17 protein-coding genes and 1 pseudogene are annotated in these 20,015 nt (G+C 72.6%); 8 read left to right on the top strand and 10 right to left on the bottom strand.

The window, feature by feature from the left end; all coding sequences use genetic code 11:
- The 3 genes and pseudogenes from Q8791_RS31250 to Q8791_RS31240 all read right to left on the bottom strand — a co-directional run.
- Positions 1-655: pseudogene (locus Q8791_RS31250) on the bottom strand (activator-dependent family glycosyltransferase); the annotation flags it as partial.
- A gap of 34 nt (positions 656-689) precedes the next feature.
- A complete protein-coding gene (locus Q8791_RS31245; RefSeq protein WP_330095458.1) occupies positions 690-1,256 on the bottom strand; it encodes a GNAT family N-acetyltransferase in 567 nt (188 codons plus the stop codon).
- A 76-nt stretch (positions 1,257-1,332) separates the two neighbouring features.
- Positions 1,333-1,431 (bottom strand): SapB/AmfS family lantipeptide, encoded by a 99-nt coding sequence (locus Q8791_RS31240; RefSeq protein ID WP_267947225.1) that lies wholly within the window; start codon positions 1,429-1,431, stop codon positions 1,333-1,335.
- Between the two features lie 290 nt (positions 1,432-1,721).
- Between Q8791_RS31240 and Q8791_RS31235 the strand changes: the two genes are divergently transcribed.
- From Q8791_RS31235 to Q8791_RS31225, 3 genes are all read left to right on the top strand, one after another.
- Positions 1,722-2,306 (top strand): GNAT family N-acetyltransferase, encoded by a 585-nt coding sequence (locus tag Q8791_RS31235; RefSeq protein WP_330095457.1) that lies wholly within the window; start codon positions 1,722-1,724, stop codon positions 2,304-2,306.
- Positions 2,307-2,361: 55 nt separating this feature from the next.
- Positions 2,362-4,893, top strand: a complete 2,532-nt coding sequence (gene lanKC / locus Q8791_RS31230; RefSeq protein WP_330095456.1) for a class III lanthionine synthetase LanKC — start codon at positions 2,362-2,364, stop codon at positions 4,891-4,893.
- 140 nt (positions 4,894-5,033) lie between these two features.
- Positions 5,034-5,759 carry a class I SAM-dependent DNA methyltransferase gene (locus tag Q8791_RS31225; RefSeq protein ID WP_330095455.1) on the top strand — a complete coding sequence of 242 codons (726 nt, stop codon included), beginning with the start codon at positions 5,034-5,036 and terminating at the stop codon, positions 5,757-5,759.
- Between the two features lie 6 nt (positions 5,760-5,765).
- On the opposite strand, the gene Q8791_RS31220 is transcribed toward Q8791_RS31225, so the two are convergent.
- The 4 genes from Q8791_RS31220 to Q8791_RS31205 form a co-directional block, all read right to left on the bottom strand.
- Positions 5,766-6,554 (bottom strand): DUF4429 domain-containing protein, encoded by a 789-nt coding sequence (locus Q8791_RS31220; RefSeq protein WP_330095454.1) that lies wholly within the window; start codon positions 6,552-6,554, stop codon positions 5,766-5,768.
- Between the two features lie 54 nt (positions 6,555-6,608).
- Positions 6,609-7,589, bottom strand: coding sequence for an ATP-binding cassette domain-containing protein (locus Q8791_RS31215; RefSeq protein ID WP_330095453.1), 981 nt, complete (start codon positions 7,587-7,589; stop codon positions 6,609-6,611).
- A 91-nt stretch (positions 7,590-7,680) separates the two neighbouring features.
- Positions 7,681-8,238, bottom strand: coding sequence for a GNAT family protein (locus Q8791_RS31210; RefSeq protein ID WP_330095452.1), 558 nt, complete (start codon positions 8,236-8,238; stop codon positions 7,681-7,683).
- 103 nt (positions 8,239-8,341) lie between these two features.
- Positions 8,342-8,464 carry a SapB/AmfS family lantipeptide gene (locus Q8791_RS31205; protein WP_330095451.1) on the bottom strand — a complete coding sequence of 41 codons (123 nt, stop codon included), beginning with the start codon at positions 8,462-8,464 and terminating at the stop codon, positions 8,342-8,344.
- Between the two features lie 582 nt (positions 8,465-9,046).
- Here Q8791_RS31205 and Q8791_RS31200 point away from each other — a divergent pair.
- Together Q8791_RS31200 and Q8791_RS31195 are read left to right on the top strand one after the other, a co-directional pair.
- The gene (locus Q8791_RS31200) at positions 9,047-9,652 is read left to right on the top strand and encodes a GNAT family N-acetyltransferase (protein WP_330095450.1); all 606 of its coding nucleotides are present in this window, start codon (positions 9,047-9,049) and stop codon (positions 9,650-9,652) included.
- A 205-nt stretch (positions 9,653-9,857) separates the two neighbouring features.
- Complete coding sequence (locus tag Q8791_RS31195; RefSeq protein WP_330095449.1) at positions 9,858-10,715, top strand: ABC transporter permease; 858 nt, start codon at positions 9,858-9,860, stop codon at positions 10,713-10,715.
- A gap of 90 nt (positions 10,716-10,805) precedes the next feature.
- Here Q8791_RS31195 and eda read toward each other — a convergent pair whose 3' ends face one another.
- From eda to zwf, 3 genes are all read right to left on the bottom strand, one after another.
- A complete protein-coding gene (gene eda / locus Q8791_RS31190; protein ID WP_330095448.1) occupies positions 10,806-11,438 on the bottom strand; it encodes a bifunctional 4-hydroxy-2-oxoglutarate aldolase/2-dehydro-3-deoxy-phosphogluconate aldolase in 633 nt (210 codons plus the stop codon).
- A gap of 169 nt (positions 11,439-11,607) precedes the next feature.
- A complete protein-coding gene (gene edd, locus Q8791_RS31185) occupies positions 11,608-13,443 on the bottom strand; it encodes a phosphogluconate dehydratase (protein ID WP_330095447.1) in 1,836 nt (611 codons plus the stop codon).
- Complete coding sequence (zwf, locus tag Q8791_RS31180; RefSeq protein WP_330095446.1) at positions 13,440-14,921, bottom strand: glucose-6-phosphate dehydrogenase; 1,482 nt, start codon at positions 14,919-14,921, stop codon at positions 13,440-13,442. Before zwf ends, edd begins: the two co-directional genes overlap by 4 nt.
- Before the next feature lie 212 nt (positions 14,922-15,133).
- On the opposite strand from zwf, the gene Q8791_RS31175 reads away from it, so the two are divergent.
- The 3 genes from Q8791_RS31175 (at position 15,134) to Q8791_RS31165 (ending at position 19,597) form a co-directional block, all read left to right on the top strand.
- Positions 15,134-16,321 (top strand): ROK family transcriptional regulator, encoded by a 1,188-nt coding sequence (locus Q8791_RS31175; RefSeq protein WP_330095445.1) that lies wholly within the window; start codon positions 15,134-15,136, stop codon positions 16,319-16,321.
- Positions 16,322-16,620: 299 nt separating this feature from the next.
- Positions 16,621-17,295: a hypothetical protein gene (locus Q8791_RS31170; protein WP_330095444.1), complete on the top strand. Its 675-nt coding sequence runs from the start codon at positions 16,621-16,623 to the stop codon at positions 17,293-17,295.
- A 445-nt stretch (positions 17,296-17,740) separates the two neighbouring features.
- On the top strand, positions 17,741-19,597 hold the full coding sequence (locus Q8791_RS31165; RefSeq protein ID WP_330095443.1) for an LCP family protein: 1,857 nt from the start codon (positions 17,741-17,743) through the stop codon (positions 19,595-19,597).
- The last annotated feature ends 418 nt before the right edge of the window (positions 19,598-20,015 follow it).

Genomic DNA, 20,015 nt, shown 5'->3' with positions numbered 1-20,015 from the left:
TGAGGTCGTGGGGGGTGGGGACCCTGAGGGAGGCGGGGATCTGTTCGAGGGTGGCTTGTCCGTGGACCAGGGTTTCGGAGTACTCGACGCCGTGGCGGGCGGCGCGGGCGCCCAGCCAGGCGGCCAGGGGGTCCTCCCGCTCGGCGGCGGGCTGCTCGGCCATCCGCGCCAGGAAACGGCGGCGCATCCGGGCGAACAGGTCCACGCTCCACAGGTGCCGGACGTGGACCGCGCCGCACAGTTCGGCGGCGAGGGGGGCCGCGTACGTCGAGGGCTCCCAGACCACGAGGTCGGGACGCCACTCGCGACACAGCGACACCAGGTCGTCGAGCATGGGGTCGTTCACCATGCGCCACCACCAGGTGACCACCTTGCCGTAGCCCTCGCGCAGGTGATCCCAGGTGAGGACCTCGTCCCGGTCCTCCGCCATGTCGAAGTCCAGGTGGCGGTCGGCCGCCCCGTTCCGGCTCACCCGGGCGAAGTAGTGGTCCCGGCCGACCGGGACGAACGGCAGCCCCGCGTCGGTGGCCACGGGCAGCAGGTGCGGCTGGCTCGCCACCCGCACCTCGTGCCCCGCGGCCCGCAGGGCCCACGCCAGGGGCACCATCCCCAGGAAGTGGGTCCTCTCCGCCTGCGTCGCGATCAGCACGCGCACGGCCGCCCCCGCCCCCCGTCGTCCCGGCCCGCCCTCACGCGGACGGGCCCCCGGCCGCCGCCGCGCGCACGTAGGCGGCGCCCGTCCCGTCCCACTCCTCGCGGTAGACGGCGAAGATCCGCACGGAGCGGAGCCTCTCCCCGTCGCGCAGGTACTCGACCAGGGTGCCCTCCCGGGGCGTCGGCGCCCCCGTCGCACGCAGGCCCGGGATCCCGCTGTCGACCACCCAGAAGTAGAGCTTGCGGATGTTCCACATCGAGAAGGCGTAGTTGACGGCGAGGGCGTGGGCGTCCGTGACGCCCTCCGGCCCGAGCAGAGCCGTGTCCAGGGCGAGGGCGCACTTCACGTAGCGCCCGTTCGGGTTGAGGGAGTGCAGGGAGGCGTACCCGCAGACCCGGCCGGACACCGGTTCCTCCACGAAGAACTGGGCGGCCACGCCTTCGAACCGACTGGGCCAGAGCGAGGTGAAGACGTCGCGGCTCGGCATCCCGGCCAGACCGAGCCGGGAGAGCTCGTCGTGGACCGCCTCCCCGAACCTCTCGCCGGTGGACGCGAGCCTGGCCGACCGCGTCTCCAGATGGGGGAAAACGATCTCGTGCACAACTTCTCCCGACACTTCTGGGCAGAGCAGAGAAAAGCGCTGTGAAGATTGGCATCTCCACAGCGCGTCAAAACAATCAGCTACAACCGAAGTAGCTGATACCGCTGTTCAGCAGAACGGCCTCGTCGAGGACGGTGTCCATCTCCTGAAGAGACAGGACGTCAGTGTGAACCATGTCTGGGCTCCTTTCCTGTGCGCAGTCGGATACTGGCGGTTCAGAACCTAGGGCAATTTATCCGGTGCGACAAGAAGCCCGCACCCCGGCGGCCGTCCCCTCCCCGGGCCGACCGCCGACGCGGGGAGCCGCCCGCGCCCCGTTCCGCCGACGGCACACGTGCTGTCCCGCCGGCGGGACGCCGGGACCGGCGCCCCGAGCCACCCTCCGGGCCCCGACCTGGCTCGGCCCCGGCGCCCGGCCGGGCACGGGCGGCGGCGGCCGGGGCACGGCCCCTAGAGTGTCGCGCCATGCTCACACCGCACCTCGAGACCCCGCGCGTCAGATTCAGCCCCATCGCGCCGGAGAACGTCACGAAACTCTACGACCTCCTGACGGAACTGGGCCTGGAAAGCCTTCCCTCACGCGACGCCTTCTCCGAGTCCTACCACTCGGTGGCCAAGCGATTCGTCGACATATTCGAGATCCAACTCCGGCGCACGGGCGAGGTCCTCGGTTTCGGGTCGATCCGCGAGCACGACCCGGCCGGTCATGTGAAACTGGGGATCTTCATGCGCACCAACCGCCTTCCCGTGGGCGTGGGCGCCGAATCCATGATGCTGCTCGTCAACCACGCTTTCGCGAATTGGGATTACCTCAGGAAAGTGTACGTTCTGACCACGGACGCGAGCCTGGGGCAATTCGGGTCGGCGCTCCTGTCCACCCCCCGGGAGGCGTCACTCCCCCGACACGTCTACTTCCAGGGCCGACTGTGGGACCTGCACTTCTACTCGGTGTCCCGGAGCGCCTGGACCGCCAACGGCGCTCCCATCCTCGACAGGATCGCGCGCGGGCCCAGGTCCAGGGCCGCCGCCGGGGGCTCCCGGCCCGAGTGAGCCGCGCGCCCCGCGCGGCCGAGCCCGTACCGCCACGCCTCCCGGAGGGAAGCCCATGCTCGACCTGTTCGAGATGTACACGCTCGCGGACCCGCTGTTCTTCGAGGAACCGAGCCGCCTGACGGACGGCTCCCGCCACGCCCTCGTGGTCCCGGCGGAGTTCTCCGTGAGCGCGCTGGAGCCCCCGACGGGCTGGAAGCGCACACGGAGCGGTCTCTGGCAGGTCGTCACCCCCGAAAACCCCGCGCTGCCCGAGCAGGGCTGGAAGATCCACGTCTCGGCGACGGTGGACGGCGCGGACGCGACCTGCCGTGACGTGTGGGACTACTGCACCGGGCACGGGATCCCCTTCAAGTACCTTCTCGACAAGAGCATCCTCGTCGCGACCAACGCCAAGTACGCGGCCCGCGCGTCCAGCGGCAAGCTCCTGACCGTCTACCCCCGCGACGAGGAGGAGCTGGAGCGGACCCTGCACGGGCTCTCGGCCCTGGTCGGCGGGCGTCCCGGACCGTACGTCCTCAGCGACCTGCGGTGGGACCGGGGCCCCCTCTACGTCAGGTACGGCGCGTTCCGGGAGAAGTGGTGCCTCGACGCGCACGGCTCCCGGATCCCCGCGCTGCGCGCACCGGACGGCTCCCTCGTCCCGGACCGCCGCGTCCCCTCGTTCTCGCCCCCGTCCTGGGTGGAGCTCCCCGACGTCCTCAAGCCCCACCTGGCCGCCCGGTCCTCCGAGGAGCGCCAGCCCTACGTCGTGGAGAAGGCCCTGCACTTCTCCAACGGGGGCGGCATCTACCTGGGCCGCCGTGAGGAGGACGGCCTCCAGGTCGTCCTGAAGGAAGCCCGTCCGCACGCGGGCCTGGACCGGGACCTGCGGGACGCGGTGGCGCGCCAGGAGCGCGAGGAGGAGAACCTGCGACGCCTGGACGGCGTCCCGGGCGTCCCCCGGTTCCTCGGGAGCTTCACGCTGGGCGGCCACCGGTTCCTGGTGGAGGAGTACATGGAGGGCCGCACCCTGGGCTCGTGGGGCTCCATCCACCACCCCGGTGTGACGGACGCCCGGCCCGGCGCCGACAGCCTCGCGGCCTTCACGGAGCGCGCCCTTCGCATCCTGGGCCGACTGGAGGCGGTCCTCGCCGCCGTCCACGACCGCGGCCTCGTCTTCGGCGACCTGCACGCCAACAACGTCATCGTCGACTCCGAGGACAACGTCGCCCTCATCGACTACGAGCTCGCCTTCGACGCGGACGACGACGGTCGACGGGCTCCGCTCGGCGCCCCCGGCTTCTCCACGTCGGCCAGGACCGGCCCGGCCGTCGACGCCTACGCCCTCGCCGCGACGCGCCTGTCCGTCTTCCTCCCCTTCTCCCGGATCACCGCGCTCGCCCCGGAGAAGGCGGTCGCCCTGCTCGGCGTGCTCCGCGAGCTCTTCCCCGTGCCCCCGGCATGGGCGGACGAGATCGAGCGCGAGCTGGTCCCGGACTCCCGTGCCCCGGCGCAGACCCCGGTGACCCCGCGGGCCGTCGCAACTGGCATCCGGGCGTCCGCCACGCCGGAGCGCACCGACCGGCTGTTCCCCGGAGACCTCCAGCAGTTCGTGTCCGGCGGCTACGGCATGGCCCACGGCGCGGCCGGGGTCCTGTGGGCCCTGGACCGGGCCGGGCAGGGGCGCTCTCAGGAGCACGAGGCGTGGCTGTTGGCGGCGTCGCGCCGCCTGCGCTCCCCCCGGCAGGGCTTCTACGACGGGGTCGCGGGCCTGGCGTACGCGCTGGACCACCTGGGCCACCGCGAGGAGGCCGCCGACCTGTTGGACCGCAACGCCGAGGAGCCGGTCGGGGGCGTCTCCCTCTTCTCCGGGACGGCCGGGGTCTGCGCGAACCTCGCGCACTTCGCCGCGGGGGACGCGGGGAGCGAGTACGCGGCCCGCGCCGCCGAGCTGGGCGGCCGGCTCGCCGAGGCGGTCGCGTCGGCCTCCGGGGGCGGCCCGGCCACCGGACGGGCGGGGCTCATGCGCGGCTGGAGCGGCGTGGCCCTGGCCCTGCTCGCGCTGTACCGCACCACGGGCGACACCGCCTGGACCGACGCCGCGGTGCGGGCGCTGCACCTGGACCTGGACCAGTGCGTCACCTCCCCCGACGGCACCCTGCTGGTCCGCGACCGCGGCGCGCGCGCCCTCCCCAACATCGACGCCGGGGGTCTCGGCGTCGCCCTCGTCGTCCAGGAACTCCTGGCGCACAGGTCCGACGAGCGCTGCGCGGAGAGCCTTCCCGCGCTGAGCCGGTCGTGCCACACCCTGCTGTACGCGCAGGCGGACCTGCTCCACGGCAAGGCCGGGCAGGTCGCGGCGCTCGCCCGGCTCGGCGGGGCGGAGGAGGACCTGCGCTCCCGCGTCCGCGAGCTGGAGTGGTACGCCCTGCCCTTCCGCGGCCACACCGCGTTCCACGGCGGACGGGTACCGCGCCTGTCCATGGACCTCGCCACCGGCGGCGCCGGCATCCTGCTGGCCCTGGCCGCGGCGTCCGGCGGCGGGAGCCCCTTCCTGCCGTTCTTCTCCGAGCCGCCCGCGACCGCGGGGAAGGGGACCGGCTGAGGACCCGCGCCGGGACCGCGCGGTCCCGGCGCCGACGCGGGCGCACCGCGCCCCGGCACGTGCACACGAGGCGGGCCGTCGGGGGTTCGGGGCGGTGGACGCCCCCGGCCCCGGCGGCCACTGACGGAAAGGCCCATCCGATGTACGACAGCAGCTACGCGTCCGTGTACGACACGGTCATGCTCCACCGGGGCAAGGACTACGGCGCCGAGGCCGCCCTGATCGCCGGCCTGGTCCGCGAGCGCAGTCCCGCGGCGGACTCCCTGCTGGACACCGCGTGCGGCACGGGGTTGCACCTGCGCGCCTTCTCCGGGCACTTCGACCGGGTCGCGGGGCTGGACGGGTCCGACGAGATGCTGGAGCTGGCCCGCACCCGGGTGCCCGGCCTGCGGACGTGGCGCTCGGACCTGCGGGAGGTGGCGCTGGACGCCCGGTTCGACGTCATCACGTGCATGTTCGCCATTCCGCACCTGGAATCCGAGGACGAGCTCGTCTCCGTCGTCCAGGGGCTCGTGCACCACTTGAACCCGGGCGGTGTTCTGGTGATCGAGCCCTGGGTCGGACCGGAGGGGTTCACACCGGGGCACGTCTCCCGCGACCTGGTCGAGGACGGCGGCCGGACGGTCGTGCGCCTGTCCCACTCCACCCGCGTCACGGGCAGGCGCGACCGGATGCGCATGGTCGTGCACTACGCGGTGGCCGACCCCGAGGAGGGCTTGAGCCACGCCACGGACGGGTGGGAGATGTCGCTGTTCACGCCGGAGCAGTACGCCGCGGCCTTCGAGAAGGCGGGCTGCACGGCCGAGCACCTGCGGATCGAGCCGTTCGCCCACGGCCTGTGGGTGGCCGTGCGCGCCGACGGCTGACCGGCGTCAGGCCTCCTCCGGCTCCTGCCGTGCCCGGCGCCACGGCAGGGCGGGGAGCGTGCGGCCGCCTTCGACGGCCTTTCCGCGTGCGGTGGGGTGCGGGAGCAGCGCCGTGACGGCCGTCGCCACGACGGCCGTGGTCCCGCCCTCGTAGTCCGTTCCCCACAGGCTCCAGTGCACCGCGAAGGGGTCGTACCTGGGCAGGACGGACTCGGTCCTGCCGAAGGGGACGAACCGCAGACTGCCGTCCCCGCCGCTCGCGACGGAGGTCCACCGGACCTCGGCGATCTCGTCCAGGGCGAGCCGCTGGGGACCGGCCGCCCGCTTGGCGGACTCCGCCTTCCAGTTGGGCCGCAGGTAGACGTGGGCGCCGTCGAAGACGACCGAGGCGTCGCCCACGTCGGCGCGGACCGGGGCCGCGGGGGCCTCGACCAGGTAGCGGTCGGGGTCGGTCGCGTCGCCCGGGGCCAGGGCGGCGATCTCCTCGGTGACGGTCTCGGCGAGGTACTCGGCGACGAGGGCCTTCTCCTTGCCCACGCGCAGCTGGTAGGGGTCGCCGCTGCGGCTCAGGTGCCCGCCCGTCACCTCGGTGAAGGGGTCGGCGCCCGGACGCGGGTGGGCTCGGAGGGTCCCGCCCTTGCGCCGGGGCTCGAAGACGACGCCCGCCAGCGCGGGCAGCGGCAGCGACACCACTCCGAGGCCGCGGCGCAGGGGGTGGGCTCTGCGCCCGGGGGTGATCCACAGGGCCGCCCCGTCGAAGGACCACGACCCGTGACGCGCGCTTACCTCAGCCATACGGACATAGTAGGGGTGCGCACGGTCCCGGGTCGGTGCTCCGGGGGCGCGGGCTCAGCGCCGGGAGCCGCCGGCCTGTGGCTCGGCCCCGCCCGGGGCGGGGCCGTCGATGCCCCGTCCGGTCCGCGCGAGGAAGACGTCGTCCAGCGACGGCGACTTGACCTGGACCGACGTGATCTCCGCGTCCACCTCGGAGAACACGCGCGGGACGAAGCGCCGCCCCCCGGCCACCGTGAACCACACGGTGTCGCCCTGCACCACGGGGGTGAGGCCGAGCCGGGTCCTCAGCTCCTCGCCGAGGGTGTGCGGGTCGCGGGCGACGATCTCCACGCGGTCCTGGCCGATCTGCGCCTTGAGCTCGGCGGGGGTGCCGACCGTGACGATCTGCCCGCCGTCGATGATGGCGATCCGCCCGCAGTTCTCGGCTTCCTCCAGGTAGTGCGTGGTCATGAGCACGGTGATGCCCTCGCGCTCGTTGAGCTCGCGGACGCGGTCCCAGATCGCCTCGCGGGACCGGGGGTCGAGCCCCGCGGTCGGCTCGTCGAGGAACAGCAGGCGGGGCCGGTGGAGCAGGCCGCGCGCGATCTCCAGCCGCCGCCGCATGCCGCCGGAGTAGGTACCGGCCAGCCTTTCCCTCTCCTCCCACAGACCCACGTCCTCCAGCGCCCGGGTGACCCGCTCCTCGACCTCGTGGGAGGGGACGCCGTAGATCTCGGCGTGGAACTTGAGGTTGTACCAACCCGTCAGGTACCGGTCGAGGGTCTGCTCCTGGAACACCAGGCCGATACTGCGGCGCACGTCGGGGCGCTCCCGGACGATGTCGAACCCGGCGACGGCGCCCGTCCCCGCCGTCGGCGTGATGAGCGTGGAGAGCATCCCGATCAGCGTGGACTTGCCCGCCCCGTTGGGGCCGAGGAGCCCGAACAGCTCACCCGGGGCCACCTCGAGGTCGACCCCCCTGACCGCCTCGACCTCGCCGAAGCTCTTGGCCAGGCCGCTCGCCCGCACCATCATGTCCGGCCCGTCCGCCGCCATCGCCGTTCACCTGCTCTCCGTCGGTGGAGCGCCCGGTCCCCGACGGACACGGGCGCGGTCGCGCTGCCCCGCCCCCGGCTCCGCGCCGGGGTCAGGCGGGAAGCGTCTCACCCGCGCGCCCACGGACGAACTCGGCGCCCACGCTCTCCCACGCGTCCCGGTAGACGGCGAACACGTGGGCCGTGCGCAGTTCGGCGCCGTCCAGCACGTACTCGGGCAGCGAGCCCTCCAGTACGACCTCGGCGCCGACCCGTCGCAGGGCCGCGAGGTCCTCCTCCAGCGTCCACAGGTAGAACTTGCGCAGGTTCCACATCGAGAACGCGTAGTTGACGGTGAGCGCGTAGGCGTCGGTGGCCCCGTCCGGACCGAGTCCGCGCTCGTCCACGACCAGCGATCCGCAGCCGTGGCGGGCCTGGGAGTTGAAGCCGTGCGCGGAGGCGTAGCCCGCGACCCGGCCGGTTGCCGGGACGTGGAGGAGGAACTGGGCTCCCACCTGGTCGTACCTGCCGGGCCAGAGGGCGTCGAAGGCGTCGCGCCCGGGAAGCCCGTCCAGCCCGTGCCCGACGAGTTCGTCGCGGACCGCGGCGCCCCGCCTGGTGCTGGTGGCGGCGAGCGTCACGTCGGCCGTGGCGAGGTGGGGGAAGATCATCACGTGCGGCCTCTCCGCCGGCCGGGACCGTCGCCGACCGGCCGGAAAGTGCGGAGGGGACGCTGTGGAGGGCGGGCCCCCCACGGTGTCCCCCGGGGAACGACTACTGGGGCTGGGTGATCACGTCGCCGCTGCACCCGACGAGACTGAGGCCGCTGTTGAGCATCACGCTCTCGTCGACTGCCACCTCGAACTCCTGGAGGCCGAGAACATCAGAAAGGATCATGTTTCCTCCTGAGAAAGAACAATGGGGGATGGGGGAATACCTACAAGGGGGAAGATAGGAGAAACCGCCCCCGACCACAAGGGGCGGCTTCGGCCGAGCCCGGCGCCGGGTCGGGCCGCACCCGCTCCGCCCCACACCGGCCCCGGGATGGGCGAAGAAATGCCTACCGCATGCCGGAGCGGTCGTCAGCTCGGCTGGACAATGACGTCGCCACTGCATCCGACATAGCTCAGACCGCTGTTGAGGAGGGTTTCGGCCTCAAGCGAGATATCCATTCCCTGCAGGGAGAAGACGTCTGACATCGTCACGGCGCCCGCCTTTCTTCGGTGGTGTCCGACAGTGACGGGACAGAAGATAGGCCAGCAATGCCCTCACGACAAGGAGGGTATTCCGGGGCGCCGGTCCCGCCGGCGGGACACGACCCCGCGACGGAACGGAGTACCGTTTCCGCCATTGCCGCCGGGGCCCGCGAGCGCCGGCCTTCCCTCCGGGTCCGCGCGGGAACCGGCCCTTCCGTGCGAGGATGTCGCCCCTCCGTGGGCCCCTCCCCCACGACCGACGGAAAGGGCGCAAAGGTCGGCGATGATCTCCCTCCACCTCGAAACACCTCGTGTCCGATTCCGGCCCATCGACGAGGAGAACGTCCGCGGGTTGTACCACCTTCTCCTGAAACTCGGAATCGAGACGCTGCCCTCACGGGACAACTTCGAGACGTCCTTCCGCGCGGTGGACGACACCGCCGTCTCGGTGCTGCAGATCGAGACGGCGCGAGAGGGCGAGGTACTGGGATTCGCGTCGGTCCGCGAACACAGTCCGGCGGGACACGCGAAGATCGGCATCTTCATGGACCCGGAGGGGATTCCGGTGGGGGTCGGAGCGGAATCCATGATGCTCCTGGTCAACTACGCCTTCGCCCGATGGGAGGGCCTTCGGAAAGTGTACGCCCTCACCACGGACGCGAGTCTGATGCATTTCGGGTCGGCCCTCTTCGCCACGCCCAAGGAGGCGACCCTTCCGGGCCACGTCTATTTCCGGGGGCAGTTGTGGGACCTCCATTACTACTCCGTCTCCCGGGAATCGTGGACGGCGACGGGAGCCAGACTCCTCACGAGGATCACGCGGGGCCGTTCCGGCGCGGACGACGCCGGTCCGGTCGGGATCGGCTCCGCCCCGGTGTGGACCGAGTGACGGGCGGGTCGGGCGGAGCCGCACGGACGGCGACGGCCGCCCCGCGGGCGACCGACTCGCATTCTGTCGAACTGGTGTTCGATAAACACATTCCGACGAGGCACTCTCCGGTCGGCGGCGTCGACGGTTCCCCCTTCCCGCCGCCGGGCGGGACAAGGTGTTCCCGTCACCTCCCCACCACGCCACCCCACGAGAAGGACACGCGATGACGGCCACGCGGCGCCAGCCCGTCCCCACCTCCCCCTTCGGGCTCGCCCACGACCTGCGCACGATCCGGGTCGTGCTCAAGCGCGACCTCTTCCGCTTCGTCCACGACGTCAGCCGGGGCGTGGCGATGCTCCTGCAGTCGGTGATGTGGCTGTTCGTGATCGGTGTGGGCTTCGGCTCGCTCATCCCCCGCGGCGAGGACGACCTGCCGCTGACCGCCGTTATGTTCCCGGGCGTGATCGTCATGACGGTCATCGGCACGGCGGTGTCCTCGGCCGCGACCATCGTCACCGACCGCGAGGTCGGCTTCCTGCGCGGCATGCTCGTCGCGCCGGCCAAGCGCTCCGCGGTCATCCTGGGCAAAGTGCTCTCCGGCGCGGTCCTCGCCACCCTCCAGGCCTGCCTGATCCTCTCGGTCGCGGGACTGGCGGGGGTCCCCTACGCACCGGGGCTGATGCTCACCCTGCTCGGGCTCACCTTCATGGTCGGGCTGACGGCCTCCGCGATGGGCGTCTTCATCGCCGTCTCGGTCAAGGGCAGCGAGGCGTTCATGGGCATGGCCCAGCTCGTCATCTCGCCCCTGGTCCTGTTGTCGGGCGCCATGTTCCCCATCGGGAACCTCCCCTCCTGGCTGGCCGCGATCACCCTGGTCAACCCGATCACCTACGTCGTCGACCCCATGCGCCAGGCGGTCTTCACCCACCTCGACACCTCCCCCGCGACCGAGGCGCTGTTCAACCCCGGTATCACGTGGTTCGGCTGGCAGATCCCCTGGGCGGCCGAGGTCGGACTCGTCGCCGGGGCCGGCGTGCTCCTGGTGTGGCTCACCGTGGTCCGCTTCAACCAGTCGGAGTAGGCGGCGCCGCGGACGGGGCCGCCCGGCGGAGCGGCCCCGTCCACCGGGGGAGCCCGGCCCGCACGCGCCGGGGCGGGCGCGGGACACCGCCTAAAGGGCCGCGGCCTCCTTGGCCAGCTGGGTGACGCGCTCCCAGTCGCCCGCCGCCACCAGGTCGGCCGGGGTCAGCCAGCTGCCGCCCACACAGCCCACGTTGGGCAGGGCCAGGTAGTCGGGGGCCGACGCGACGGTGATCCCGCCGGTCGGACAGAAACGCACCTGGGGCAGGGGACCCGTCAAAGACTTCAGGAACGCCGCGCCGCCCGACGCCTCCGCGGGGAAGAACTTCATCGCCGACAGGCCGCGCTCCAGGAGCTCCATCGCCTCGGACACGGTGGCCACGCCCGGCAGGAAGGGCAGGCCGGTGTCGGCCATGGCGGAGGCGAGGCCGGCCGTGCACCCGGGGCTGACCAGGAAGCGCGCACCCGCGTCGGCCGCCGCCCGCGCCTGATCGGGGGTGACCACGGTGCCGGCGCCGACCACGGCCTCGGGCACCTCCGCCGCGATGCGCTCGATGGCCTCCAGCCCGGCCGGGGTCCGCAGCGTCACCTCGATGCCGGCCAGGCCTCCCGCCACCAGTGCGCGTGCGAGCGGTACGGCGGTCTCCGCGTCGGAGACCACCACCACCGGCATCACCGGGGCGAGGTCGAGGATGTCGGCGCCCGTACGGGGGCTCGTCGTCATGTGTGTCTCCGTCTGTCTGGTGGTCCGTGGGCCGGTCGGCCGCACCGGTGGCCGCCGTGGGCGGTCGGCCGCCCGCGTCGGTGCGGGCGGCCGTGAGGCGGGGTGGGCGCGCCGCGGCCCGAGGGCCGGTCCCCCGGCGCGCCCGCGGCCCGGGGAGTGGCGGTCGGGGTCAGAAGACCCCGGCGCCGGCCTCCGCCGGTCCGACCACGCCGCGCAGGGCGGCGAACAGTTCACGGCCGGTCCCGGTCGAGGAGTCCGCGCTGGGGAGCGCGGGCTCGCGTCCTGCGAGGTCGGCCAGCACCTCCAGTGTGCCCTTGGTGGCGTCCAGGCGGATCAGGTCGCCGTCGCGCACGTAGGCGAGGGCGCCGCCGGCGACCGCCTCCGGGGAGACGTGGATGGCTGCGGGCACCTTGCCCGAGGCCCCGGACATGCGGCCGTCGGTCACGAGCGCCACCTTCTGGCCCCGGTCCTGGAGCACGGCCAGCGGCGGGGTGAGCTTGTGCAGCTCGGGCATGCCGTTGGCGCGCGGCCCCTGGAAGCGCACGACCGCGACGAAGTCGCCGGTCAGCTCGCCCGCGGTGAAGGCGGCCTGGAGCTCGGCCTGGTCGGCGAAGACCCTGGCGGGCGCCTCGACGACGTGCCGCTCCGGTGCGACGGCCGAGGTCTTGATGACGGCGCGGCCCAGGTTGCCCGAGAGCATGCGCAGGCCGCCGTCGGGGGCGAAGGGGTCGTCCACTCCGCGCAGCACGGTGGTGTCGCCGCTCTCCTTGGGCCCGTCTCCCCAGGTCAGGGTGGACCCTTCGAGGCTGGGGGTCTGCCGGTAGCGGCCCAGTCCCCCACCCATGAGGGTGCGCACGTCCTCGTGGAGCAGCCCGGCGTCCAGGAGGGTGCCGATCAGGTAGGCCATGCCTCCGGCCTCGTGGAACTGGTTCACGTCGGCGGCGCCGTTGGGGTACATGCGGGTGAGCAGCGGCACCACCTCGGACAGGTCGGCGAAGTCGTCCCAGGTCAGCTCGATCCCGGCGGCGCGGGCGATGGCGACCAGGTGCAGCGTGTGGTTGCTGGAGCCGCCCGTGGCCAGCAGGGCGACCACGGCGTTGACCACGGCGCGCTCGTCGACCTGCTTCCCGACCGGGTTGTGGGAGTCACCCAGCGCGGTCTGGCCGAGCACGCGGCGGCCCGCCTCGGCGGTGAGCGCCTCGCGCATCGGGGTGCCGGGCTGCTCGAAGCTGGACCCGGCCAGGTGCAGGCCCATGACCTCCATGAGCATCTGGTTGGAGTTGGCGGTGCCGTAGAAGGTGCAGGTGCCCGGCGAGTGGTAGGCGGCGGACTCGGCCTGGAGGAGTTCCCGGCGGTCGGCCTTGCCCTCGGCGAACTTCTGACGCACCCGCGCCTTGTCCTTGTTGGGCAGCCCGGAGGGCATGGGACCGGCGGGCACGAACGCCACCGGGAGGTGACCGAAGGACAGGGCGCCGATGAGCAGGCCGGGCACGATCTTGTCGCACACCCCGAGCATGAGGGCGCCGTCGAACATGTCGTGGGACAGGGCGATGGCGGTGGCCATCGCGATGACGTCCCGGCTGAACAGGGACAGCTCCATGCCCGCGCGGCCCTGGGTGATGCCGTCGCACATGGCGGGAACCCCGCCCGCGAACTGGGCGACGCCGCCCGCCTCGGCGACGGCGGCCTTGATGAGCGCCGGGTAGGTCTCCAGCGGCTGGTGCGCGGAGAGCATGTCGTTGTAGGAGGAGACGATCGCCAGGTTGGGCTTGACGTCGCCGGCCAGCGCGAGCTTGTCGGAGACGCCGCAGGCCGCGAAGCCGTGGGCGAGGTTGGCGCAGCCCAGTGCGCTGCGGGCCGGTCCCCGGCCCGCCGCCTCGGCGATCCGGGCCAGGTACGCGGACCTGGTGTCGGCGCTGCGCTCGGCCAGGCGCCGGGTGACGTCGGCGACGACGGGGTGGACGCCGGGCCCGTACCCGGTCGTCTCAGGGGTGTGCGCGGTCATCGGGGTTGCTCCTCTTCGTACCACGTGCGGCCGGTGCGGCCGATGAGCCGGTGCGCGCCTGCGGGGCCTGCGCTCCCGGCCTGATAGGTCTCGGGGGTGGTGTCCGTGTTGTTCCAGGCCTCGATGACGGGGTCGACCCAGCGCCAGGCCGCCTCGACCTCGTCGCGGCGCATGAAGAGGGTGGAGTCCCCCGTCAGCACGTCCATCAGCAGCCGCTCGTAGGCCTCGGGCGAGCGGGTGGAGAACGTGTCGGCGAAGCTGAGTTCGAGGGGGACGGGCCGGAGCCGCAGCGCCCCCGCGCCGGGCGTCTTGGCCAGCATGGTGAGGTGTATCCCCTCGTCCGGCTGGAGCCGGATGACGAGGCTGCCCGCGCCGGGCCCGGTGTCGACGCCGGGGAAGATCGTGTGCGGCACCTCCCGGAAGCGGATCACGATCTCCGAGCGGGCGTGGCCGACGCGCTTGCCGGTGCGCAGGTAGAAGGGCACACCCGCCCAGCGCCAGTTGGCGACCTCGGCGCGGAGCGCCACGAAGGTCTCGGTGTCGCTGACGGCGGGGCCGCCCGCCTCGTCGAGGTAGCCGAGGACCTCGGTGCCCTGGACGGTGCCGCGCCCGTACTGGCCCCGGGCGGTCTCCTCGGCCACCCGGTCACCGGTGAGGGGCCGCAGCGACTGCAGGACCTTGAGCTTCTCGTCGCGCACGGCCTCGCGGTCGTAGGTGGCCGGGGGCTCCATGGCGGTCAGGCAGAGCAGTTGCAGGAGGTGGTTCTGCACCATGTCGCGCATGGCGCCGGAGGTGTCGTAGTACCCGCGCCGCCCGCCGACCCCGACGGTCTCGGTGGCGGTGATCTGCACGTGGTCGATCCAGCGGGAGTTCCACAGGGGTTCGAGGAAGACGTTGGCGAACCGCAGCACGAGCAGGTTCTGCACGGTCTCCTTGCCCAGGTAGTGGTCGATCCGGTAGATCCGCCGCTCGTCGAAGACCGCTCCCACGGCGTCGTTGACGGCCTGGGAGGAGGCGAGGTCGCGCCCCAGGGGCTTCTCCATGACCACGCGGGCCTCGGGGGTGACGAGCCCGGCGTCGTCCAGCCCCCGGCAGATGTCGCCGGAGATCATCGGCGGGACGGCGAGGTAGAAGACGCGGTCGCGGTCCGGGACGAGGGCGGAGGAGAGGTCGGTCCATCCGGCAGGGTCCCCGCCGACGTCCACGGTGACGTGGGAGAGGCGGTCGAGGAAGCGGCGGAGCACGTCGGGCTCGACGACCTGGACGGCGGGATGGCCGCGGACGGCCGAGGAGGTCTTGTCCCTCAGGTCCGCGTCGGTGAGGCCGTCGCGCGAGACGGCGATGACGCGCGTCCCCTCGTCCAGGTGGCCGTCGCGGTCCAACAGGTACAGGGAGGGGAGGAGTTTACGCATGGACAGGTCGCCTGTGCCCCCGAAGACCACCAGGTCGGTGGGGTGGGGCGCGGACTGCTGCGACATCTTCGGGCTGCTCCTGCGGGGAGGGAGAAGGGGGGAAGGACGGTGCTGCGACGGGGGGTGGTGCGGGGGTGGGAGGAATGGCCCGTGGGGTTCGGGGCCATTCGCCACTTTCGACCTTACGCCGGACTATGGTAAAAAACCAAGCACACTTGAGCACACTTATTTACATAACCTCCCAGCCTTCGAGGCGTAACCCCATGGTTGAATGAGATATGGCCAGAACCCCGGTACGCCTGTCCTCCGCTGCCACCAGTGGCCACATCCTGGAGCTGATCCGCTCCGGTACCGCGACCAGCCGGTCCGAGATCGCCCGGGTCACGGGGCTCTCCCGGCCCTCCGTGGCCCTGCGCGTCACCGAACTGATCGGCGGCGGCCTCGTCACGGAGGGGACCGGAGCGGCCTCCAGCGGCGGCCGGCCCCCCACGCTCCTGGAGTTCAACGCCGACAGCGGGCTCATCCTCACCAGCGCGCTCGGCATGGCCCGCAGCCAGGCGGCCGTGTGCGACCTCAACGGCGACGTCCTCGTGCGCACGCCCGGCTCCCCCGACATGGAGAAGGGCCCCGACGCGACCGTCCCCTGGCTGCTCGACACGTGGTCGGAGCAGATCGCCTCCCTCGGCCGCGGGCCCGGCGACGTGCGCGGCGTGGGCATCGGCCTGCCGGGCACCGTCGAGTTCCACGCGGGCCGAGCCGACGACCGGCCCTTCCTGGGCAAGTGGGCGGGCGTGCCCCTGGCCCCGCTCGTCGCGGAGCGCTTCCCGGTCCCCGTGCTGGTCGACAACGACGTCAACGTGATGGCCCTGGGCGAGCACATCGCCGGCGGGCACGGCCACCCCGACGACATGGTCTTCGTGAAGGCCTCCACCGGGATCGGCGCCGGACTGCTCTCCGGGGGGCGCCTGCTGCGCGGATCCCTCGGCGCCGCGGGGGAGATAGGTCACATCCCGGTGCGCGACGGCGGGGGCCTGCCCTGCCGCTGCGGCAACACCGACTGCCTGGAGGCGGTCGCGGGCGGTCGGCGGCTGCTCGACCGGGCGTCCGAGCAGGGACGGCGCGTGGACACGCTCAAGGACCTGGTGGCCCTGGCCGTCGGCGGCGACCCCGTGGCGGTGACCCTCGTGCGGGAGGCCGGGCGGCGGCTCGGCGAGGCGCTCGCCGGCGCCGTGAACCTCCTCAACCCCGAGGTCATCGTGCTGGGCGGGGATCTGTCGGAGGCCTACGACCACCTGGTCGCCGGCGTCCGCGAGGTGGTGTTCCAGCAGTGCACCGCACTGGCCACCCGCCAGTTGCGCGTGGTGTCCAGCTCCCTGTGGGACGACGCCGGGGTGCGCGGCTGCGCGGCCATGGTCACCGAGGAGATCCTGTCACCGGAGTCGGTGAACAAGCTCCTGGCCGGGTGACGCCGCCCGGCGCCCGGCAGGCGCCCGTCCACAGGCTGTGGACAGAGTGCGTTATCCCTCCGTACGATCGGGCACCCCTTTGAGGAGAGGATCACCGCCCCTCCGCACCCGCCCACCCACCCTGCCCCTGTGACCTGCGATGACGCTCTCCGCGACGAGCGTCTGCCTTGTGCTGCCACTTGACAATCACCCCTGATGTGGCGAATAGTCACCCCCCACCTGGCCCCGCACCCGCACATCCCCAGTCACCACCCCGTGACCGCACCCCGTGCGGACCCCCGCCCGGAAAGGTCCTTCCCGTGCTTCTAGAGAACCCGTTCGCGTTGATCCTGCTGGGAGCCGGAATCAGCCTGGTCACCAGTGTCGTGGTGACCGGCCTCCAGGCCCGGCACATCAGGCGCAACGACATACGCGTCTCCTCCCGCTCCTCGGCCCGCAGCCTGACCAGTGCCTTCATCGCCGAGCGCGACTCCGACGGCAGCCAGGAGAGCTTTCTCGCCGAGGCCGAGCTGACGGTCATGTCGATGACCGACCGCAAGACCCGGGACCGGCTGCGCGACGTCATCCGCCTGCTCCGCGAGCGCAACCTCCCCGAGATCGAGGAGCTCAGCGGCGTCAAGGCCGAGCGAGCCCGGCAGCTGCTGTGCGACCACGCCCTGGAGGTGCTGGGCGCCCACCTGCGCTCCGAGCGGCTGCCCGAGGTGCCCTCCCAGGTTCGCAAGATGCTGACCATCGAGGAGGAGGCGCTGAGCATCCACTCCGGTGAGACGCCGCGCCCCGCCGAGCCCATCGCCAAGAGCGCCGTGACCCCGCGCCCCCGGCACACGGACGCCAAGCCGACCGCACGGAAGACCACCAAGGCGACGCCCGCCAAGGCCGCGGCCAAGCCGGCCGCGAAGCCCGCGGCCAAGGGCGGCCGATCCACGGCCACCGAGGAGGAGCCCGCGAAGGACAGTGCCTTCTGGGACGACTGACCCGGAAAACGCGGGTTTCTTGCGTGTGATCCCGTCGTGCGGGCCTGTTCTGCCGTCCGCACGGCGGGTCAGATGTGATTCTTGCGGGCACGGATGAGAAAGTCGGGCGCGGAGGTGTCGGTGGACAACCGTCCGAGAATGGAATTGTGCTGCGCAATTGTGGTCAGGAGCCTCACGCGTGGACAACCTGAGCGCGCAATCGACGAGAACTTCACCTAGGATCTCTGCCACACGCGGGTTTCCGTGTCGTCGGCCGCGTCCTTGCGCCGGTACGACCGACTCCCCGTGGGCCGCACCCGGATCCCCAGACTGCCCGGGCCGGGCGACCACCCGCACCAGTGTCCCGCGCGACCTCCGCCCTCCCCCAGACACGGACACGTGGCCCTCCGGTCCGGTGTCCGACCGTTGGCACGTCCCGCTGTCCGAACTCACCGAGATTGCAACGATGCCCGCTGACGAGAACTCCTCCGCCGATCCAGTCGCGGACAAGACCCCAGACGAGACGCCCGAGAAGGCATCCGGCTCAGCCCCCGCGCCCGGAGCGGAGACATCCGCGTCCGCGGACCCCGACGCGGACGGAGCCGCGCCCGAGGGCGTGAGCGGCGACGAGCCCGGCACGGACGCCGGGGACACGGACGCCGGGACCGCCCACGCGCCGGAGCCCGCCGCGGTGCCGGAGGCCTCGGACGAACCACGGGGTACGGACCCCGCGCACACCGACGGCGGGAAGCCCCCGCGGACCGGCCGGGACGACGCCCCCGCCGTGGAGGCCGAGCCCGCCGGGGACTTCGCCGACGAGGACGTGATGGCGCTGGTGACGGCCACCTCGTCGCCGCCGGAGCCCGAGGGCGCCGAGAACGCGGCCGACGAAGCCGTCTCCGCGGTTCCGGCCGCCGGAGCGGCAGCCTCCGCGACCGGTTCCGGCCCCCCGGACGAACCGCGAGGGCCGGAGGGCAGGGACTCCGCGGCCCCGGTCGGCGGTGAACCGGTCGAGGGCGACGCCTCCGACGCTGCCGTGGCAGCCGGCGGTTCAGGCGGTGACGGCGGTTCAGGCGGTGACGGCGGTGACGGCGGTGACGGCGGTGACGGCGGTGGGACCGCGTCCGCCCCTCCCCCCGGCCCCCGCAAGCGACGCCGGGGCCGCAGAATCGCCGTGTGGACCGCGGCCGTCCTCGCCCTCGTCATGGCCGGCGGGGTGGCCACCGCCTACGGCTACTACCACTCCCTGCGCTCCGGCATGATCCAGCACGACCTGGGTTCGGCGCTCAAGGAGGAGGACCGCCCCGACAAGATCAGCGACGCCGTCAACATCCTCTTCATCGGTTCCGACGGCTACGAGGAGGGCAGCACCGCGTACACCAGCGAGTTCGAGGGCGAGCGCTCGGACTCGATCATGCTGGCGCACATCTCCCCCGACAACCGCGTCTCCGTGATCAGCTTCCCCCGGGACTCCCTGGTCCAGCTGCCCCAGTGCGACCCGTACGGCAACACCGAGGGAACGTACGGCTACTTCGGGATGGTCAACGCCGCCATGTACCACGGCGGCCCTCCGTGCGTGGTCCGCACCGTCGAGTCGCTGACCGACATCCGCGTCGACCACTTCGTGCACCTGAGCTTCATGAGCTTCCGGGACGTCGTCGACGCCATCGGCGGCGTCGACATCTGCATCCCCGAACCGATGAGCGACCGCCGGTCCAAACTCGACATCGACGCCGGCCAGCAGACGCTCGACGGCGACGAGGCCCTGTCCTTCGTGCGTGCCCGCTACGAGATCGGGGACGGCGGGGACATCGGCCGCATCGACCGGCAGCAGATGTTCCTCGCCGCCCTGGCGGACCAGGTGACCAGCAGTGACGTGATGAGCAGTCCGACCAAGCTCAACGGCATCCTCCAGGCGGTGGCGCAGCACAGCGCCACCGACCAGGAGCTCACGCTCGACCGGATGCTCTCGGTCGCCGTCACCCTGGCCGACGTGGACCTGTCCGACATCGAGTTCCACACCGTGCCCTGGTACCAGGCTCCCTCCGACCCCAACCGGGTCATGTGGTACGAGGCGGAGTCCGCGGAACTGTTCGCCGCGGTGCGCGAGGACCGGCCCCTGCCCGCCCTGCTCGCGGCCGACGACGCGCCGGCGCCGCAGGACCCGCCGGGCACCTCGCCCACCCCCGCGGACGAGGCGACCGAGGGCGACGCCCCGTCGCCGGAGGACGAGGCGTCGGCCCGTCCGGGCGAGGGGCGCAACGCCACGTCCAACCCGTGCGCCGATGGCCTGGGCTTCGGCACCGGCGAGGAAGCGGAGTAGGCGCCTGTTCCCGGGCCCGCCTCCGAGCGGGCGCGGGCCGTTCCCGCCGGCGGCGGAGGGCGGTCCCGGGACAGGCGGAACGGAATCGGCCCCCGGGCCGGCGGGGACGGTCGTCCCCACCGGCCCGGGGGCCTCGTCGCTTCCCCGACCCGAACTCCGTCCCTCCCGTCGCCCGGCCGTGGGGGCACGGCCTCCCGAGGGTGCGGACCCGCAGGGGTACGGCCTCCCGGATCCGCCTCCCCGTCCGTGCGGGCAGGGCCGTGTTCTCCGCGTCCTTCCGAAGGCCTGCTGAGAGCACTCCCCAGCCGCTCGTACCCGCGTACCCCTGGCCGTCCCGGGGGAACGGTCTCCGCGCCCCTTCCCCCTCCCCCCTGCGGCCCCGTGCCGGACCACGACGTGGGGCCGCACCCCCTGCGGC

Origin of the sequence: Nocardiopsis codii (assembly GCF_036327455.1) — a bacterium.
Taxonomy (GTDB): domain Bacteria; phylum Actinomycetota; class Actinomycetes; order Streptosporangiales; family Streptosporangiaceae; genus Nocardiopsis; species Nocardiopsis codii.
Note: the sequence above shows the minus strand (reverse complement) of the source record. Positions and strands in the feature narration are given on the sequence as shown.

Bases quoted from the DNA above. Each gene is read 5' to 3' on its own strand.
- Q8791_RS31165 (WP_330095443.1), top strand. From the start codon at position 17,741: ATGCCCGCTGACGAGAACTCCTCCGCCGATCCAGTCGCGGACAAGACC.
- Q8791_RS31205 (WP_330095451.1), bottom strand. From the start codon at position 8,464: ATGATCCTTTCTGATGTTCTCGGCCTCCAGGAGTTCGAGGTGGCAGTC.
- eda (WP_330095448.1), bottom strand. From the start codon at position 11,438: ATGACGACGAGCCCCCGTACGGGCGCCGACATCCTCGACCTCGCCCCG.
- Q8791_RS31200 (WP_330095450.1), top strand. From the start codon at position 9,047: ATGATCTCCCTCCACCTCGAAACACCTCGTGTCCGATTCCGGCCCATC.
- Q8791_RS31235 (WP_330095457.1), top strand. From the start codon at position 1,722: ATGCTCACACCGCACCTCGAGACCCCGCGCGTCAGATTCAGCCCCATC.
- lanKC (WP_330095456.1), top strand. From the start codon at position 2,362: ATGCTCGACCTGTTCGAGATGTACACGCTCGCGGACCCGCTGTTCTTC.
- Q8791_RS31225 (WP_330095455.1), top strand. From the start codon at position 5,034: ATGTACGACAGCAGCTACGCGTCCGTGTACGACACGGTCATGCTCCAC.
- Q8791_RS31175 (WP_330095445.1), top strand. From the start codon at position 15,134: ATGGCCAGAACCCCGGTACGCCTGTCCTCCGCTGCCACCAGTGGCCAC.
- Q8791_RS31215 (WP_330095453.1), bottom strand. From the start codon at position 7,589: ATGGCGGCGGACGGGCCGGACATGATGGTGCGGGCGAGCGGCCTGGCC.
- Q8791_RS31220 (WP_330095454.1), bottom strand. From the start codon at position 6,554: ATGGCTGAGGTAAGCGCGCGTCACGGGTCGTGGTCCTTCGACGGGGCG.
- Q8791_RS31210 (WP_330095452.1), bottom strand. From the start codon at position 8,238: ATGATCTTCCCCCACCTCGCCACGGCCGACGTGACGCTCGCCGCCACC.
- Q8791_RS31240 (WP_267947225.1), bottom strand. From the start codon at position 1,431: ATGGTTCACACTGACGTCCTGTCTCTTCAGGAGATGGACACCGTCCTC.
- zwf (WP_330095446.1), bottom strand. From the start codon at position 14,921: ATGTCGCAGCAGTCCGCGCCCCACCCCACCGACCTGGTGGTCTTCGGG.
- edd (WP_330095447.1), bottom strand. From the start codon at position 13,443: ATGACCGCGCACACCCCTGAGACGACCGGGTACGGGCCCGGCGTCCAC.
- Q8791_RS31195 (WP_330095449.1), top strand. From the start codon at position 9,858: ATGACGGCCACGCGGCGCCAGCCCGTCCCCACCTCCCCCTTCGGGCTC.